This is a genomic window from Atribacterota bacterium (assembly GCA_028717805.1).
GTDB lineage: Bacteria > Atribacterota > Phoenicimicrobiia > Phoenicimicrobiales > Stramentimicrobiaceae > Stramentimicrobium.
Genome location: JAQUNC010000017.1, coordinates 1 through 19,815 on the forward strand (window position 1 = coordinate 1; position 19,815 = coordinate 19,815).

Genomic DNA, 19,815 nt, shown 5'->3' on the forward strand with positions numbered 1-19,815 from the left:
GCCTGCTGCTACTAAGGCTGCGGCAATAGGTTCGTTGTCATACCCTTCCATCTTCTGGCCTTCGAAGGTGAAGGCGACCTTCTGGCCAGGCTGGAAGTGTAAAATAGGGTGTTCTTTGATTCTCATATAATACCCTCTTCAAAAAAATAAAGCTAATAGTTTAAATTTCTATAAAATTAGAGTAGATTTAATATATTTCTTTATCTATTAATCTAATCACTGATCACTGAAAATTTTAAATATACCTTTCCGCTAATAATTCCTTACATTTTGTCTTAAATCTGGACAATTGAAAAGATTCTAAAGACATGCTACTTTTGCCTTCAATAACTAACTCTGAAATTAATTTACCAGTAATAGGAGAAAGTGCTATTCCGTCACCTTCATGTCCTGCTGCCATTATAAAACCATCAATTCCTTCTACTTCTCCTAAAATAGGTAAACCATCCTCAGTATAAGGTCTTAATCCGGCAAAACATCTTATGATGGCAATATTCTTAAATGCTGGAATTAAACACACAATATTCTTGGCGATACATTCAATTCCACTATAAGTTACCTGGGAATTAAATCCTACAAATTCTCTGGTGGCACCAACTAAATAATTACCACTAGCAGTTGATTCAACAGTAAGGCCTGCACCATCATCATTTTTAATTTCAGGATTATATTTACAAGCAATATAATTGGAAGTACAAAGAACTCCATTCACTATATCCGGAATTTCTTCTGTGACTAACAGTTGCCCTCTTCTTGGTCTGATAGGAATGTCTAGATTCACCATTGCTCCAATTTGTGGTGCATAAATCCCTGCTGCATTAACTACCAGATTGGTATTAATTCTTCCCCTATCAGTTACAATGCTTTCAATCTTGTTATCTCTTATTTTTATCCCTTGAACTTTAGTATGATTGTATATTCTGGCATTTTTATACCTTTGTCCTGCTTCTGCAAATCCATAAGCTAGCCTAATTGGATTAACCTGCCCATCGGCAGAACAATAAGTAGCTCCAGCAATTGAATTAGACAATTCAGGTTGCTTATTTCTTGCTTCTCTGGAATTCAATAATTTTACATCTAATCCATTGTTGGATTGCTCTCGTACAAACTTTTTCATTGTATCATATTGAACTTGATCAGGTATCACCACCATCGCTCCATTAGAGATATATTCAATATCATAGTCCAGCTCTTCTTTTAAATGTTTAAATATCTCAGCACTTTTTATCGCCATTTTAAGATGGATTCCGGGTTTTTTGGTTTGAAGAAAAATAATACCTTCACATGCTCCAGAAGTACCACTGGCAATAGTTTCTTTTTCTAGAAGAACTGCATTCATATTATTTTTTGCCAGATGGTAAAATATTGAAGTTCCAATTACCCCGCCACCAATAATAACAACATCTGCTTTTGAAATAAACATATAAATTCAAGCTCCCTATACAAATTACTTATTCTATCTCGTTAAATTTTTGTTTAACCAAACCATTATACATCCACTGCATTAATGAACACATATCAAACACTGGCAAGTCAATATATTTTTGCATATCATAGGCATAAGGCGACATATTGGTACACTCTAAGACTACCGCACCAAGCTCATCACAAGAATCCCTTAAATCAATTGCTGCATCTATAATTTCAGTTTTTACTCTTTCTCTATTAAAATTTGCCAGTTGATCTTTCACAAATACCCTTTGAAAATACTTATAATCATCCATGCCTTTTATTACTAGAGGTATGTTTTTTATACCACTACCAACCAGATGCTCTTTAGTTAAAGATTTATAATTTGCAGTTAAAACTCCTATTTTTCTATCTTTATTTAAGAGATTATATATCAAGGGTATTTGTAATAAACTGGAAGTGAAAACGGGTATTTGAACACTATTACTTATTTCCTTTTGAAATTTTCCTAAAAAGCCACAGCTAGTGGTAATCCCATTAACACCTTTTTTTTCTAGTATTTTAGCAGTTTCTATTGCTTTTACTAATAGTTCAGAATCAGTGTAATAAACTGCTCTTTCCGGAAAAATTCCCTCCATTATCTGATATATAACCGGAAAATTCCAGGTTCTTGGATTACCAATATCACCCTGTATACGCCGGAATTTAGTATCCAATTTAATTACACCAATAATCGTCTTCTTCTTACCTTCAGATAAATTGGCTTCCATAAATCTATATCCTTAAGAACTGGGTTCTAAAAAAGTTTTTTTCTTCTCTTTTATAATATTTAGCCGTTTGAAAACCAAATATATCAAAAACATGATTGCTAGTACGCCAGCCAAAACCGTATCATAGAACGAAGGGACAATATTTATAAAAAATAAAAAGAGACCAATTAAAAAAATAAGAGCTCTCTGCCAATATTTTAACTTTTGAAAGAAAAAATTAGATAAACTGGAAGCTAGAAAATAAGTTGATATCAGTAATAATAAAAATACTGTTATTATTTCCACCACTGTTCCCTGCATCAAAAGAGCTGGATTATAAATAAAAACATAGGGAATAAAAAATCCAACCAGAGCTAATTTTAAAGCTTCCCAACCAGTTCTTAAAGGTTCAGATTCAGCAATTGCCGCTCCACAATATGCTGCAATACATACGGGTGGTGTAACACTGGCAAGAATGGCAAAATAAAATACAAATAAGTGAGAAGCCAATAAATCACACCCTAAAGCAGATAACGCCGGTCCACCAATAGTAATGGCAATAATATATGCCGGAGTACATGGTAACCCCATACCCAGGATAAGAGAAGTAAGCATAATCAGCAATAATGCTGGAAACAATATTCCTTTAGACCAATTAGTAATAACAGCAGCAATACCTAGTCCTAAGCCAGTGTGAGTAACAATAGAAACTACCATTCCTGCTCCAGCACAAGCAAGTGCAATCATAACCATATTTTTACCTGCTAATTTTAGGGTACTCCAGAGTCGATGAGGATTCATCATGGTTTCTTTCTTACAAAAGCTAATAGCAAAAGAGGTCAATATAGCTATAGCTGCTGCCATAAACGGAGAGTATCCAGTCAACAGCATATAAACCAAGCCAACTAATGGAATTAACAGATAAGAATCTCTTATTAAATCTTTAACTGACAGCACCTGATCTTTGCTTAAACCCTTAAGATTATCGCGAACCGCAATAAAATGTACCCGCATACCTATGCTAATATAATAAAGAATGGCTCCCAATGCTGCTGCTACAATAATTTTTACATAAGAGATACCGGTAATTTCAGCCATTACAAAGGCGCCAGCACCCATTACCGGCGGCATAAGCATACCTCCAGTAGACGCAGCTGCTTCTACTGCTCCGGCAAACTGTTTCCGGTATCCCATCCTCTTCATTAAAGGAATCGTGAAGGTGCCGGTAGCATAAACATTAGCAGCGGCAACTCCGCTTATAGAGCCAAACAATCCACTACTTATAACGGCAATCTTAGCAGGTCCTCCAGGGCTTGTACCGGCAACCCTACAAGCAAGATTGGTAAAAAATTCACCAGTGCGGGTATGTTCCATAAAGGCTCCAAATATAACAAAAAGTGCCACAAAAGTAGCAGAAACTCCTGTAATTGAACCATATATTCCTTCCTCGGTCATTAAATATTGCATTTCAATTACTTCTGTTAATGGCACCACTTTATTATAAAAAACTCCCGGAAGAGATGGGGATATAAATAAATAAATAAAAAATAATCCAATAAGTACTGACATAGCAGGAACTACTGCCCTACGAATTGCTTCTAACAACAAAATAATGTTTATAACTCCTAAAACCAATTCAATAGTTAACACAGGCTCTATAAATTGTAAGCGATAGGTTAATCTTTGATCCGAAATCATAAGGAATAATGGAGGTAGAATGGCCAGAACTGCAAATAAACCATCAAAAAATGTTATTCGATCTTTTGGAGATTTTGATGTTGCTGGAAATAAAATAAAGGCAATAGGTAAAAGGAATAATAAATGAATGCCTCTTTGGAAACGAGGTTGCATAATACCAAAAAAAGCTGTGTATAGTTGAAAAATAGAAATCGTGACCAACCATCCTCCAATGAGCCAATTTTGCCATCCTTTAAATTCTCTCATTTTTACCCTTCTTTCTGTATTGATTGATATATGTTCATGATACATGGCTTTCATTTAAGATTATGAAAGCCATGTATCATGCATGATTAAAAAGTCAATTTTCTCTCATATCGAACTATTTGATCTTAATCCATATATCCTGCATCTTTGTAGAACTTTTCAGCACCAGAATGCAATGGAACTGCTACATTCTTCCAGCCATCTTCAGGAATAAAATATTTATTTGTCTTATCAATTTGATATACCTGCTCAATATTTTCATCAAATATCTTCAATATAGTGTACACAATTGCATCTGCTACATCTTTATTAACCAACAGTTCTCCAGCGGAAACCACAACAGGAACATCAATCTCCTGACCTTTATAAGTATTTGCAGGAATAACACATAGACCACTTTCTCTGGCAACTGTTCCCAGTGTTTCATTGCAATAATCAATTAAGTCATTAGAGGCAGCAAGTATTATGGAATCCCTGCTTACTGTCATCTCGGTAACTGCAGCAGCAGGAATAGATAAATGCGTAAAGACATAATCTACATGTTGATCCTTATACAGACTAATCATATCTGCATATACAGCATGAAAGACCTTTCCTCCTGCTTTTTCAACATCTTCTAAAGAAAGACCATAAAAATCAAAAATAGTCTCAATTATTGGTAAATCTGAGGTTCCCTTCATAGGAGCAGCAACCTTAACAGCTTTTCCGTCTTTAACCATTTGCATCAATGCTTCAATAGTTTCAATACCCTCATTGACTGCTGCAACAAAATGAATATTATATATTCCAAAAATAGCTCCCATTGCTCGAACATCAGGATAAGCCTCTTCGTATAAGGGTGGTGTGCCATCATAAGCTGCTTTATCAACAAAAGTAATACCCCATCCTAAATCATCCTTGTGTGTGGCAACTCTAACCGGATTTACCAAGCCACCTCCAGGTACTACTTTAATCGTAATTTTTGGTTCTACTCCATTTATAAGTTGGGCTAGTCCTCCTGCTTGAATATACCATCCACCTCCGACACCACCGGCAACCCAGGTCATGGTAATTGGATCAAATTCCGGATTTGACTTTTCCGCCCAAGCAACAGAGCTAATACAAAAACTAAGAATAAAAATCAACAGTATTGTTTTCAAGAAATATTTTCTAAACATAATTATTTTCCTCCTTTTTTTTAATAATATAAAATGAATTGATAATTATTTTTCTTTTACTCACCTCCTTCAGTAACTAAACCAGTTAATCATTTTTTTACTATTTATGGTTATGAAAGGATGTATAAATAGCCAGTAGAGAGCCTACTAGCAAATCAGTTCTTTGTATTTTTCTCAATTATAGGAGACCAGAGTATTTACAGGTAATTTCAATTAATCTAACCATTCCCTGAACAGCCCAGCGAGCTCTCTCCTCAATGAGATTACCATCATTATCAGTAGTACCCAATCCAGGAGATACAAAAATATTACCGTCATAGGCAATAGTAGGAATAATTCCCATTTGTGCAGTACCTGATTGGAAGATATTTGTTCCAGAATACATATCTTCAATTGAAAAAATAGGTATTCCCAAACTGTTTTTCTGCCAGCTATTTTCATAATTAATCTCAACAGCACTTGAATTATACGATTTTGAAATTATAAAGTCGTCTCTAATCTTTTTATTAATTTTAGTAAACTCTTCCCTGGTAATCTGATAAAGCTGATCTACAGGATCCTTCAACCTTTTTGGATTATCTCTCAATACCTTAAGAGAAGCTATAACTCCAACCAAAGCCTCTTTACCAGGATCAACCGTAACATAAGCAGCTTTACCATGAGAAGATCCAGTTCCCCATCGATCTCCATGAACTCCTAGTGCTCTTCTAATATCTACCAAGAGATCTTCTTTGCCAATTATTAAACCTGCTGTTACAGAAGAAGATGCTTTATCCATACTGTAACAAATCAGATCAGCATTATTCATTCTTATATCAGTACCTACAAAAGGTGCACCCCAGGCATTGTCTACAATATAAGGTACATTATAATCTTGAGCAAGCTCACCGAGCATTTTCTGTAAAAGTGGTGTTCCTTCCTTATCCTTAACTCCATAACCATATCCAGGTGTGTCATATCCCAAGGAAGTAAAAGCAGTTAAATATGGGGCATGCCGCTCAGCGTTCTTTTTAAATAGCTTAATAGAAGCTTCTGGATCTATATTACTCAGCTGAACACAGGGATGATACTTAATCCCATGACAATCGTAATTGGCTCCCTCTAAAGGTACAATTACACAATCTAAATTATTTTGCCTTTTTCCATAAAAACCTAATTCTCCTGGAGTTGTTCCACGATCGGCTAATAAATCCTTGTACTTTCCCGGAAATGGACGGCCATAGCCACCATGATGGTGTAAATGCTTCTCATAAGGAATAATATACCTGGAACGATAATTATCCCCTCTGCCTTGCATGGGTGGTGTAGCCAGCACATCAAATGCAACCCAGAGAGCACCTTCACATGTATTTACTGCTACACCATCATATTTATCACCATAAACATCTTTAACTATTTCTCTAATTTCTTCATCAAATATTTTGTTGGGGATAATCTTTTCACTATAATATGACTCAGCTTCCCTTACTTCCTTAAAGGGTAATCCATGACAGCCAGAAATAGCTCCAGTAAGCCCAAATTTCCCTCTGATATCCTTTGGAATACCAATTTCATCTGCTGCTTTTCTGGCTTCAGCATAAATATTGGGAATGTTTTCTTGTAAATGACGATACATTTGAAATTTGTACTTGAAATCTGACATTGTAATTTCTCCTTTTTACCTAAATAATTCCGTAATTTACATATATTTTATAGCACTCTTACCAATTTCATGCACATATATGATGTGCAAGAGAAAGCCTTCTTCTGGAAAACTTTTCAAATTAACATTAATTTCAATATTCTATATTCCCTCAAAGTAGCTTCAGGAGATACCTCTCTTAATCATTTTGTCATTATTATTTTATTTAATATAGTCTTCTTGCTTTTATACTTTATCTCAAAATCTAACTGCATAATATTTTTTAGAATAGAATTGTTATATTTTAAAAATTCCAATACCCAATACTATAAAATATTACACTTTATACTTTTTGATTACACCAAGCTTTTCCATTATCTCCTTTAATTGTTTTAATTTATCTCCATCAAGAGGACGCAAGGGAAGCCTGGGGTTTCCTCCTGGCAGTCCCAATATGTTTAATCCCGCTTTAATTACTACTGGATTTGTAACTGAATAACAAATTTCCATCAGAGGGAAATATTTGAACACTAATTCCCTTGAATTTATCATATCTTCATATTTTTGCCAGGGGCGGGATAACTGAGCAAATTCTTCCGGAATTAGATTTCCGGTAATATTGGTAGTCCCTGATCCGCCTAAAGCCAGATTCGGTAAAATGATGGAATAAGGTGGTGCATCACAGGTCAAAACATCTATTTTCCTTGCCATACCCATCTGTACTTTAATCAACTGACTTACATCCGGCATTGCTTCTTTTAAAGCAACAATATTTTTTATATTACTAGTCATTTTTAAGGCAGTTTCTGGCTTGATATTTACCCCTACTCTGGTTGGATTATTGTAAACTACTATAGGAATATCAACCTGATCAGATACTGTCTTTAAAAAAAAATATAGGTCATCCTGAGGTGGTTTAACATAAGAAGGCATTGCTATTAAAGCACCATCAGCTCCAATCATCCGGGCATATTTAGTCATTTCAATTGTATCCTGAGTATTTGAACCGGTGGTCCCTACCAATACAGGTATTTTATTACGAGTATATCCAACAACAAATTGTATAATCTGTTTTTTCTCTTCTTTTGATAACATTGATGATTCACCTGCAGAGCCTAAAACTAACAAACCATTAGTTCCATAATTATGCTGAAAATCAATAATTGGCTTAAATTTTTCCATATCAATTTGCCCATTTTCCTGAAAAGGAGTAGGAATTGCTACCCATGAGCCTGTTATTCTCATATTAATTATTTCCTTTTTTGGCTTGAATAATAATGGGATCCTCCACATTAATATTGAGATCTTTACCGGTTACTATTTTTGGTGAATATAAAACAATATTTTGATGATTGGGCATATGAGTATCGTCAAAGCCAGCCACAGTTCCCAATAAATGATTATTCCAGTAGACTTCATCGCCAACAAGCATGACTCCTCCTTTATTTATTTCAATAAATGCAATATAGGCAACCTGATAGACAACCGCTCCAGGCACAGCATCTACTTCATCAGTTATAATCAATTCATGAATTTCATTTTTCTTTAATGCCCTTGATTTTGTTTGTATCAGTTGCAAGCCACGATCTTTCATCTCTAATTGTAAAATTGCTACTACTGAAGATTGAATGGTTCTTTTCAGACTATAGGGATTTTTAGTAATTAATCCACCAGTATAAGGATCCATATTTTCACTTCCTTTATACTTTATTTTAATTTTAAAATAATACAAAATAGGGTAGAAATTATTAAAGTTTATAGTAATCCTAATACTTAAATTATATTTAAAACCTGGGTAACTATTGATAAATCAATACTAAAGAGAGCAGGTAACGGTAAGCATTTTAGTCTCTTCCTAATGGAAATCAAATTAATGTATTTGTTGTCCAAAAGAGAATAATCTCTAGGAATCTCTGGAAGAGAGATGTATTCCTCCCTCTGGCCAAGGGAGATTACTGGCTATCTAGAAATGTTTTAGAATGTGTAGAAATGCTATCTATAAGTATCATTAAAAACCATAAAACACCATTTGGGGAGGTCGAAAGAGACCAAACCATGAAAGACGAAAAACAAGATTGGAAAATAGTGGTTAAGAATATCGTCATTATACTCATGATTGGTTTGTTTATGCCGTCCTACCTACTCGTGGGAATTGTATGGTCGTATTAAAGGAGAAAGACATGCCACAAAAACTGGACCAGTAGGGTGTGCATTGAACTATTGAAACGAGAACCTGGTTATCCTATGAAGGGAGGAACCAAATTAACAGATTTCTATTGTCAAAGAACAACTTTAGTATTTCTCTGGTATTCATTAACAAATTCTAATTGATTAGCAGATAGCAATGGCTTCCATTTCAATTTTTGCTCCCTTTGGTAAATTAGGTACTTCAACACATACTCGCGCCGGTAAACTGGTATTAAAATATTCCGAATAAATCTTATTTATGCTATCAAAATCTTTCATATCTGTAATAAAAATAGTAACCTTTAAAACATTTTGCAAAGAACTTCCAGCAGCCTCTAAAATTGCTTTGATATTCTCAATCACTTGCTTTGTTTGGCTGGTAATATTGCCGTTCACGAACTCATTGCTATCCGGATTAATAGCGATTTGTCCAGAAACAAAAACCAAATTATTAAATTTAATTGCTTGTGAATAAGGACCAATAGCGGATGGAGCCTTTTTGGTATTTATAATCTTTCGACTTATTTAAAACACATCCTTCCATTTTTTGATTAAAGTAATTTTTTCTCACTATCATGTTCTGGTTTTATTTCAGCAAGATAATTATAGATTGTAAAACGGGAAACATTTAATTTTTCAGCCAATCGATCAATGGCATCTTTTACTAAAAATATTCCATGTTTCTGTAAATATCGAACCATTTCTATTTTATCTTCTTTTTGCATTTTATTTATTTCTTTTCCTATCCTCTGTTGAGCTTTAGAAAATAATCGTTCCATCAAATCATCCAGGGAATGGGAAAAGGATTCTTCTCTTTCTTCCTTTATAATATTTTCTACACTATTCAAATTATTATTGACATTACAAAATTCATCTATTTCCCTGGAAATATTTATCATTGGTTCTATATTAAAATTAATGCATAAAAAACCAACAATTTTTCTATTGTTATCACGAATAAAAATACTTGTGGATTTTAACTTTTTTCCATCTTTACTTTCTGTTTGATAACTAGCTACATAATCAATGTCATTAAAGAGATCTGAGGTTAGAAAATATAAACCTAAATCAGTCATGGGTGCTCCAACTTGTCGTCCGGTTATATGTCCATTTTCAATTAATACTATGGAATGCTCAAGATCTTGTACATCATGAAGGATAACTTCACAATTTTTTCCAAAAGCCCGGGCAATACCCTTGGCTACTGGAACAAATTTTTCCAGGATAGGATTCATTTTTTAATAACCATCTTAGTCAATATTTTAATAACTAAATATGTCTTTTCAATTATTGGAATATAAAAACAAATACTTTATAGAAAGTTTTTTGATGAAATGGAAAAAGAGCCACTTTTTAACTTAAAGCTACACTCTTTTCAAAAATAACATAACATTACATAAATGTCAATATTTTATTAAAAAAATTTTGTAAAATACCAATAATCTTTTAATATAATTAAAAATAATAGTTTATTAGAATTAGTAAATCTGGGGTGATTTATAAATTTAATACTTCTTTCATTGAAAACAATCCTCTTTGCTTATTTAAAATAAAATGAATTGCCTTCAATGTTCCTTGAGCAAAGGCTTCCCTGCCATAGGCTTTATGGCATAGCTCTAATCTTTCACCACTAGAATTAAAGATAATGGTATGTTCTCCATTTATATTGCCGGCTCTAATGGAGTGAATACCAATTTCTCCTTCTCTTCTCTGTCCAATATTTCCAAATCTCCCATATATTGCCTTCTCTTCTAAGTTAATCTTTCTCTCTTGAGCAATAATCTCAGCTACTTTTTTAGCAGTCCCACTGGGAGCATCTTTTTTATAGCGATGGTGAGTTTCAACAATCTCAATGTCATAACTTTCATCTAACAAAGAAGAAACTTTTCTTACCAGCTCAAATAATAAATTCACACCCAGTGCCATATTAGGTGAAAGTACAATTGGAATTGACTTTGCAGAATGCTTAATCCTATTAATCTGATTTTCAGTAAAACCGGTTGTACCGATAACCATCGCTTTTTTATAAGCCTCACAGATCGATAGATGAGTTAAACTTACTTCTGGATTAGTGAAATCAACCACTGCTTCACTTCTATCAATCACCCTTTCCAGATTACTCTCCACCATGATATTGTTTTTCTTCTTACCCATTACCTCTCCCCAATCTTTTCCACAAGCAGGATGAGATGGTGATTCGATAATCCCAACTAACTGCAGCGACTGATCATCATAAATATAGCTGCCTGCCAGAGAAGCCATTTTACCACATCCCCCACATACCACAATCCGATTCATCTTCTATTCCTCCAGTAATCCAAATCTCTTCAAATCTTCTTTTAATTTTTTAAAATTATTCTCCTCCATATCTACTAAAGGAAGGCGCAGGTCTCCTGCTGGTAATCCTATTAAGCGGGCTGCAGTTTTTACCGGAATAGGATTAGTTTCATAAAACATGACACGACTTAAGGGGTAAACTACTTTCTGGAATATTTCCAGTGCCTCTTGAGAATTTCCTTCCAGATATGCCTTAATCATAGAGGAAACCTTATCCGGTATGATATTGGCTACTACTGAAATAACACCTTTCCCTCCAATAGACATTACTGGAGGAATAATCTTATCATCTCCAGATAATAGAGTTATCTTATCTCCACAAAGGTACATTATTTCAGCCATCTGCTCCAGATTACCGCTAGCTTCTTTTACAGCTACAATATTTTTAAGCTCAGCTAATTCAGCCAGGGTAGAGGGTAATAGATTTACACCGGCACGAGAAGGTATATTATAGATAATCGCCGGAATATCAATCTGTTCTACAATAGTCTTAAAATGTATATAAAGACCTCTCTGAGTTGGTTTATTGTAATAAGGCACCACCAACAACACTCCGTTAGAGCCCATATCCCGAGCACTAGCAGTGAGGTCTAGGGTCTCAGCAGTAGAATTAGAACCAGTGCCTGCAATTACCGGTACCCTGCCTGCAACTGCTTTAATAGTTAATTCAATTACCTTCTTATGCTCCTCATGTGTAAGAGTGGGGGATTCACCCGTTGTCCCACATGGTACAATAGCATTAGTCCCATTATTAATGTGAAACTCTACTAATTTTTTAATCCCCTTCTCATCAATTTGATTGTGCTCATCAAAGGGAGTAATCAGAGCCACAATCGAACCACTAAACATATTAAAACCTCCTTAATATACTTAATATGAAATTATTTAATATTCACTTAGATAATTTACTCTCACCCCTTTCTCTATCATCAATAGTGTCCATTTGCATCAGAGAACTACTGATTAGCTTATAGACAATATCTTTATTTTGCCAATCAACAAACAACAGGATATCAGTTTTCATAGTTGATATTTCCAGGATGTTAATATAATTTTGCGCTAAGGGTCTGGTTATTCTTTCAATAATTCCAGGTGTTTCAATAAAATTTCTACTACTCAATATTAATAAGACAATATCTTTTTTTAATGAGACCGATTTTAATAAATCATTTTTTAAAATAATGGGATGTACTAAATCGTAAGCTTTCTTAGCATATTGCTCCAGCAAATATATACCAATGTAGCTTCTGCCAGTGGCAATTCCCTGTATGCTGATTCTATGCTTTGCCAGAGGAGTTATAATTTCTTTTAGCAGACCAGGAGTTTCCAGAATTTGAGTTCCAATAACTGTAAGCAAACAAAGTTTATCCGAGAAAATTTTAATTATACTGGTAAAGCTACCCTCTATTTCAGTGCCATTAGAATCCAGGTCTCCATTCTGAAAATTAATTATCTTCGCTTTCATCTTTCCTTCCTTAAAATATAATGCTCTGGGATGGAGAACTTTTGCGCCACCTTCTGCCAGTATTCCCATCTCTTCTACGCTTATTCTGGGTAAGGTTTTAACCTTTTTTATCAAACGAGGATCGGCAGAAGCAACTCCTGATGTATCTGTGACAATAATAACCTCATCGGCATTGACAAAACTACCTAAGGCAAAAGCAGTAATATCACTTCCTCCTCTACCCAGACAGGTGATGCTTCCGCCATCGATGCTACGGCCTAAAAAACCACATATCACAGGAACAATTCCCTCTCTTAATAATGGCTCCATATATTTTTGACATTGCTCTTTACTTTTTTCTGGTATAATATTTGCCTCCATTAAATTTTCTGCATCAGTAATGAGAGGAAAATCAGCTCTGATAGGATCAAAAACAAAAGTCTTTATCCCATTTGCTTTTAAAGCGGTAAACATTAGTCTGGCACTCATTCTCTCCCCAAAGGAGACAAATTCGCTATAATCCTGTCTATCGTAACCAGACTTGGTAACTCCACTCAGTAAAGATATCAGGTAATCTGTAGTATCGCCCATAGCAGAGACAACGACCAATACTTCATTTCCATTTCTCAATTTTTTAATAACTGATTGAGTGGCTTTTTCTATTCTTTCTGTATTTTGAATACTTGTTCCTCCGAATTTTACAACAACTCTTATAATAATCGCCTCTCTTATTATTTTTTAAACTATTAGCTATTTATTTATTACTAAAATGGGAAGGTATTCTAAATATATGATATATTTGCTTCTTCTAATCTCTTGATTGCCTCTTTAAGTCTCGGCACCCCTACCGTTAGAGCAATTCTGATATGACCCTCACCATATTGTCCATATCCCACACCAGGAGCAACAATAATTCCAGTCTTTTCTAAAACATAATTGGCAAAATCGATAGAATTCATTCCTGGAGGTGTTGGAATCCAAACATAAAAAGTAGCTTTGGGAGGTTCCAATTGCCAACCTAACTTGTTAAAACCTTCTACAATAACATCTCTTCTTTCTGTATACATTTCAATTAATGGAGGAATGTGTTCCTGAGGACCGGTTAAAGCAGTAATTCCAGCTTCCTGAATCGCTTTAAATATACCAGAATCAATATTAGTTTTAATAATGGCAAGAGCAGAAATAGCCTTCTGGTTACCCACCGCAAAGCCAATTCGCCAACCTGTCATATTATAAGTCTTAGAAAGGGAATGAAACTCCAAACATACCTCTTTAGCACCATCAACCTCTAAAAAACTGGGAGCCTGGTAACCATCATAAGCCAATTCTGAATAGGCAAAATCATGACATACTAATAAATCATATTTTAGAGCAAAATCTACTACTTCAGCAAAAAAATCACGACTAGCAACAGCTCCAGTAGGATTATTAGGATAATTTAGTAGTATTAATTTTGCCTTTTTGGCTACTTCTTCATCTATCTTATCCAGATCAGGAAGGTAACTATTCTCTTTGAGCAAAGGCATGAGATAAGGTTCACCATTAGCAAACAGTGTTCCAATCTTATACACTGGATAAGCTGGATCAGGAATCAAACTTATATCACCTGGATCAATAAAGGCTAGAAAAACGTGAGCAATTCCCTCTTTGGAGCCTATTAAGGAAATTATCTCATTCTGAGGATCAAGTTTCACTCTAAACCGCTTCAGATACCATTCAGCAACAGCATTTCTAAATTCCCTGGTACCTTCATAAGGTGGATAATGATGCGTTTTAGGATCACGAGAACTTTGTGCTAACTGATCAATAATGTGAACAGGAGTGGATTGATCCGGGTCACCAATTCCCAGATTAATTACATCAATACCTCTTTTTATGGCTGCTTCTCTTTTTTTATCTATTTCTGCAAAAAGATAGGGCGGTACTTTCTCAATTCTTTTAGCAATCCTCATTATTAATTTCTCCTTTCTATTTACTGCAATTCATTACCTATTGAATAAATTAGATAATGCTCTTTTTTGATTAATTTTACTTATAAATCTTAATTCCTTATATTGAAATGATACCGGAAAATACGGCCTCGGCTGGTCCTGTCATATATACATGTTCATCATTGGTCCACTCAATTTTCAAATTTCCGCCCTTTAAATAAACAACTGCCCTATTTTTTATTCTTTTATTGAGTACCCCTGCTACTACAGCAGCACTGGCTCCTGTTCCACAAGCCATGGTTTCACCAACCCCCCTTTCCCATACTCTAAGCTTAATTTCATGATCATTTAAAGGTTGAACAAATTCTACATTTGTTTTTTCAGGAAAAAGATGGTGATTTTCCATAACAGGTCCAATTTCAGTTACCGGAAAAATTTCCACATCTTCAGTGAAAATAATACAATGAGGATTTCCCATAGAAACACAGCTTACCCTAAAATATTGGCCATTTTCTAAAGAAATAGTTTCATTAATAACCTGCCGATCTGGATTTCCAATCATGGGAATATCTTTTTTCATTAAATGAGGTTTCCCCATATCGACCCTAACACCTTTCACTGTTCCTGTTTTTTGCTCATCAAAGATTAGTTCAGGAATAATTTCGCCGGCTAAGGTTTCCACTGAAAATTTGTTTTTCCTGGTTAGTGTATTTTCATAGGCAAATTTAGCAAAACAGCGAATCCCGTTTCCGCACATCTGAGCTTCACTTCCATCCGAATTAAATATTCTCATCCTCAAATCATATATCTCTGAGGGAAGTATTACAATTAATCCATCAGCTCCTATGCCAAAATGACGATCACATAGTTTTTTTGCCACTTCACCAAAATTTAATCCTTCAGGAAGCGCTCTGGAATAAAAATCCATTATAATAAAGTCATTGCCAATTCCATGCATTTTTATAAAACTAACTTCCATAGTCATCTCCTTCCTTCTACTGTTTACCTTATTTCATCTTGTATCATTTATTCTGTTCTGATTTAGCCATTGTGGTAAAACATGATTTTGATTCAGATACTGATATGTTTCGCCTTTGACCATAAACCCATTTTCCCCATTATTAACAAGAATAACTGGTGGTCGAGGGAAGCCATTATAATTGCTGGACATAGCGTAATGATATGCCCCTGTAGTAAAGAATACTATTAAATCACCACATTCTGCTTGGGGTAATCTAATATTCTGAATTAGAATATCACCTGACTCACAATATTTACCAGCAATCGTAACGGTTTCCACTGGCTTATTCCTAAATTTATTGACAATTAAAGCCTCATATTGGGCATCATAAAGGCTGGGGCGTGGATTATCGGCCATACCTCCATCAACTATTAAATATTTTCTCAATCCTTTTATCTCTTTAATTGCTCCAATACGATAAATAGTTATTCCTGCTTCAGCAATGATTGATCTTCCGGGTTCAATGAGAATCTTGGGAACAGCTAATTTATTTAGACAACAAATTTCTTTTACCTTATTTACTAATTGAGGAACATAGTCACTAATATTAAGCGGTGTATCTTTTTGGGTGTATCTTACTCCCAATCCTCCACCCAGATTAAGTATATTTGTTTTTACCTTATAATTTTGCTCAATAGACTTAATCGTTTCAATCATTTCTTGAGTAGCTAAATGATAAAACCGAATATTAAAGAGTTGTGATCCTATATGACAATGAATTCCCTGGTAGATCAGATGATTTTTGGCCATTATGTCCGGAAAAACATCCAGAAAATCACGAATAGTCATTCCAAATTTTGAATCAACCTGACCGGTTTTAATTTTTTTATGGGTATGAGTGTCAACTCCTGGAATAATCCTAATTATAATATTTACTTTCTTATTTAATCTTTTAGCAATCTGATCAACTAATTCTAGTTCATAAAGGTTATCAATTATAATTGTTCCCACATTCCTCTCAACAGCAAAATTTAATTCTTCTTCTGATTTGTTATTTCCATGAAAATAAATCCTCTCAGCGGGGAAACCCCCTTCTAATGCCATATAGATTTCTCCACCTGAAGAAGCATCAAGGCCCAAGCCTTCTTCACTTATAATACGTGCTAAAGCCTGAACTAAAAAAGCTTTACCAGCATAAAGCACTTCATAATCAATGTTACATCTTTCAAAGGCTTTTAGATATTCTCGACAATTTTCTCTAATAATGTTTTCTGAAAAAATATAACTGGGAGTACTATATTTTAATGCCAAATCCTCTAAACGGCATCCATCAAAGGTTAATTTACCCTCATCATTAATATTGATACCTTTTCTATTAATTATTTCTCTTTCCAACGTTAGAGTCATTATTTCCTCCTGAAAAAATTTATTAATTATAAATTAAAAAAGGGCAATCCATAAGCGCCAGGCTCATCGATTGCCCTAAATAAATAGCAAGCGTTCTTTTTACCTCCCTTTTATCTCTCCTCGATGAGATAGCGCACCACCTAAGAACGGGAGTTTTCTTAGGTGACAGTGCTATGGTTGTTAACCATAGTCCCAGCCTGGGGCTTAGAGCATCGGCTCCAGACTTCGGCGAAGATCCCTTTTCTGATAGTTCATCACTGCTCAGGCTACCTATCAGTACTCTTGATCGTTCGCGCCTCTACCTCACTTCAGATAAAAAGTGAGGCAAACCATTATTTAATTATTATTAACCATTTTAACAATAAATTTTAAAATGTCAAATATAATTATATTATAATTCTTAGGAAAACTTGATTATTAAAAGATAATTAATAAGTTTAGTAATTTTTCTATCTATTCAAAGAATGTTCTTTTTCTTTTTTTTCTCAGATAGGTATCTTTCCAGGACTAATCTGGCGATTTTTTCCGGCTCAAAGCCGAGTAGCGCTGCTACTTGTTCACCAGGTCCGCTTTCTCCAAATCGCCTGATAAAGATACCAACAGAAAGATCCGGAATAACTTCATACCATCCCTGCCCGGTTGCTGCTTCTATTGCAACCTGAAAGGAATATTCCCTGTTCAGAATTCTCTCTCGATATTCCAAATCCTGCCTAGCAAATGCCTCACGATCCGGAACAGAAATTACCCGGCAGTAAATATGCTCTCTTTCTAAAATATCCTTCACCTGAAGTGCAGTTTGTACTTCACTTCCGCTAGCAGAAATTACCACCTCCGGATTTTTATCACCTTCATAGATGATATAACCTCCCCGCGAAAATTCACTTATACCATGTAATCTTTGCAGCAGAGGAAGTTTTTGCCTGCTTAATATTAAAACAGAGGGACCTTCTTTTTTTTCTAAAATGCTTCGCCAGGCAGCCTTTACTTCCTCACTATCAGCTGGACGAATAACCTGTAAACCTGGAATAAGCCTTAAAGATTCCAGCTGTTCTATGGGTTGATGGGTAGGACCATCTTCTCCTACATAAACTGAGTCATGAGTAAAGATAAAAATTACTGGCAATTTCATAATAGCTGCTAATCTAATTGTTGGTCTCATATAATCTGAAAAAACTAAAAAGGTGGAACAATAAGGTCTTATTCCTTTATGAAGAGCTAATCCGTTACATATTGCTCCCATAGCGTGTTCTCTTACTCCAAAACGAATATTGCGGGCATCATAATAATTCTTTTGCACCTCAGGGAATTTTTCCAGATAGGTCATAGTAGATGGGCTTAAATCTGCTGATCCACCTGCAATATAAGGAAGCTCTTCGGCAATTTTATTCAAAATTACTCCAGAAACACCTCTGGTGGCAATTTTCTCAGTCCAATCCATTTCACAAAATTTCATTTTTTCCAGGATTTCTAAATTAATTGCTCTATCCAGTCGCTTTCTTTTTTCTGGGAACTTTTCTGACCAACAAGAAAACTTTTCTTCCCATTGTTTACTCGAATACTTGAGTTCTATTCTTCTATTTTGAAAATATCCTTTGACTTCAGTGCTGATATAAAAATTCTTATCAACAGGTAAGCCAAGTTTCCTCTTTAATCCTGCTACTTCTTCCGAACCAAGGGGGGCTCCATGTGCTGAATGACTATCCTGTTTGGTGGGCGCTCCATAACCGATGTGAGTTTGAACTATTATAAGAATAGGTTTTCCGTTTTTCTCTCTGGCTTTCATCAATGATGATCTTACCTCATCAAGATCATGACCATTAACATTTTCAATTACCCGCCAGTTATAAGCACGGTAACGATCAGCGACTGATTCAGTAAAAGTTAAATCAGTCCTACCAGCTAAAGATATCTGGTTTTGATCATAAATTACAATCAACTTCTCTAATCCCCAATGGCCAGCCAGGGAAGCTGCCTCTGAAGTAATACCCTCCATCATACAGCCATCACTAGCTAAAACATAGGTATAATGATTTATGATGTCATATCCTTCTTCATTAAATTTTTGAGCTAAAATCTTTTCAGCCAGAGCCATTCCTACCCCATTAGCTAATCCCTGTCCCAGCGGTCCTGAGGTAACTTCCACTCCAGGGGTAAGTCCATATTCCGGATGCCCAGGGGTTATAGAACCTATTTGTCTAAAATTAATTATGTCCTCTAAAGTAATGGCATAACCAGATAAATGCAGCAACACATATAACAGAATTGATCCGTGACCAGCAGATAGAATAAACCTATCCCGATCAAACCAATCTGGCTTTTCAGGATCATATTTTAGTATTTCACCAAACAGTACTGCACCGATGTCAGCACATCCCAGTGGTAAACCAGGGTGTCCAGAATTTGCCTTTTCTATAGCATCTACAGATAAACCTCGTATTATTTTAGCAACTTCTGCTAACATTTTTCCCTCCTATTTATTTCCTTGAAAATATATCTTCTTTTTATTTTAAATTATTTCTTACGACAATAGCAATATAACTTCAATATTATAACACCTTTCTTTCCTTTCCCATAAACCTGATCCAGTATACTCAGTACTGCTGATAGTCTCATCCTGCAGGATAGCTCTGAGATTATGGTGTTATATTCTTGATGTTTAGTACAATA

17 protein-coding genes and 1 riboswitch are annotated in these 19,815 nt (G+C 34.9%); all 17 genes read right to left on the reverse strand.

Features of this window, described 5'->3' with window-relative positions; all coding sequences use genetic code 11:
* A partial coding sequence (locus PHD84_05090; protein ID MDD5637176.1) for a 2Fe-2S iron-sulfur cluster-binding protein occupies positions 1-126 on the reverse strand: 126 nt, incomplete at its 3' end.
* A 109-nt stretch (positions 127-235) separates the two neighbouring features.
* A complete protein-coding gene (locus tag PHD84_05095) occupies positions 236-1,423 on the reverse strand; it encodes an FAD-dependent oxidoreductase (protein MDD5637177.1) in 1,188 nt (395 codons plus the stop codon).
* 28 nt (positions 1,424-1,451) lie between these two features.
* A complete protein-coding gene (locus PHD84_05100) occupies positions 1,452-2,180 on the reverse strand; it encodes an aspartate/glutamate racemase family protein (protein MDD5637178.1) in 729 nt (242 codons plus the stop codon).
* A 12-nt stretch (positions 2,181-2,192) separates the two neighbouring features.
* Positions 2,193-4,103: a TRAP transporter permease gene (locus tag PHD84_05105; protein MDD5637179.1), complete on the reverse strand. Its 1,911-nt coding sequence runs from the start codon at positions 4,101-4,103 to the stop codon at positions 2,193-2,195.
* 125 nt (positions 4,104-4,228) lie between these two features.
* A complete protein-coding gene (locus PHD84_05110) occupies positions 4,229-5,260 on the reverse strand; it encodes a TAXI family TRAP transporter solute-binding subunit (protein ID MDD5637180.1) in 1,032 nt (343 codons plus the stop codon).
* A 178-nt stretch (positions 5,261-5,438) separates the two neighbouring features.
* Entirely contained in the window at positions 5,439-6,902 is a 1,464-nt protein-coding gene (locus tag PHD84_05115) for a hypothetical protein (protein ID MDD5637181.1), read from the reverse strand.
* A 315-nt stretch (positions 6,903-7,217) separates the two neighbouring features.
* Entirely contained in the window at positions 7,218-8,126 is a 909-nt protein-coding gene (dapA, locus tag PHD84_05120; protein ID MDD5637182.1) for a 4-hydroxy-tetrahydrodipicolinate synthase, read from the reverse strand.
* Position 8,127: 1 nt separating this feature from the next.
* Entirely contained in the window at positions 8,128-8,568 is a 441-nt protein-coding gene (locus PHD84_05125) for a hypothetical protein (GenBank protein ID MDD5637183.1), read from the reverse strand.
* A 644-nt stretch (positions 8,569-9,212) separates the two neighbouring features.
* Entirely contained in the window at positions 9,213-9,593 is a 381-nt protein-coding gene (locus tag PHD84_05130; GenBank protein ID MDD5637184.1) for a RidA family protein, read from the reverse strand.
* 26 nt (positions 9,594-9,619) lie between these two features.
* Entirely contained in the window at positions 9,620-10,303 is a 684-nt protein-coding gene (locus PHD84_05135) for a PAS domain-containing protein (GenBank protein ID MDD5637185.1), read from the reverse strand.
* Between the two features lie 262 nt (positions 10,304-10,565).
* Positions 10,566-11,366: a 4-hydroxy-tetrahydrodipicolinate reductase gene (gene dapB, locus PHD84_05140; GenBank protein ID MDD5637186.1), complete on the reverse strand. Its 801-nt coding sequence runs from the start codon at positions 11,364-11,366 to the stop codon at positions 10,566-10,568.
* Positions 11,367-11,369: 3 nt separating this feature from the next.
* Positions 11,370-12,254, reverse strand: a complete 885-nt coding sequence (gene dapA / locus PHD84_05145) for a 4-hydroxy-tetrahydrodipicolinate synthase (protein ID MDD5637187.1) — start codon at positions 12,252-12,254, stop codon at positions 11,370-11,372.
* 43 nt (positions 12,255-12,297) lie between these two features.
* A complete protein-coding gene (locus PHD84_05150; protein ID MDD5637188.1) occupies positions 12,298-13,563 on the reverse strand; it encodes an aspartate kinase in 1,266 nt (421 codons plus the stop codon).
* A gap of 68 nt (positions 13,564-13,631) precedes the next feature.
* The gene (locus PHD84_05155) at positions 13,632-14,801 is read right to left on the reverse strand and encodes an LL-diaminopimelate aminotransferase (GenBank protein ID MDD5637189.1); all 1,170 of its coding nucleotides are present in this window, start codon (positions 14,799-14,801) and stop codon (positions 13,632-13,634) included.
* Positions 14,802-14,898: 97 nt separating this feature from the next.
* The gene (gene dapF, locus PHD84_05160) at positions 14,899-15,759 is read right to left on the reverse strand and encodes a diaminopimelate epimerase (GenBank protein MDD5637190.1); all 861 of its coding nucleotides are present in this window, start codon (positions 15,757-15,759) and stop codon (positions 14,899-14,901) included.
* A gap of 33 nt (positions 15,760-15,792) precedes the next feature.
* Positions 15,793-17,148 (reverse strand): diaminopimelate decarboxylase, encoded by a 1,356-nt coding sequence (gene lysA, locus PHD84_05165; protein ID MDD5637191.1) that lies wholly within the window; start codon positions 17,146-17,148, stop codon positions 15,793-15,795.
* 121 nt (positions 17,149-17,269) lie between these two features.
* Positions 17,270-17,457: riboswitch (Lysine riboswitch) on the reverse strand.
* A 148-nt stretch (positions 17,458-17,605) separates the two neighbouring features.
* Positions 17,606-19,609, reverse strand: coding sequence for a transketolase (gene tkt, locus PHD84_05170; protein ID MDD5637192.1), 2,004 nt, complete (start codon positions 19,607-19,609; stop codon positions 17,606-17,608).
* Between the last annotated feature and the right edge of the window lie 206 nt (positions 19,610-19,815).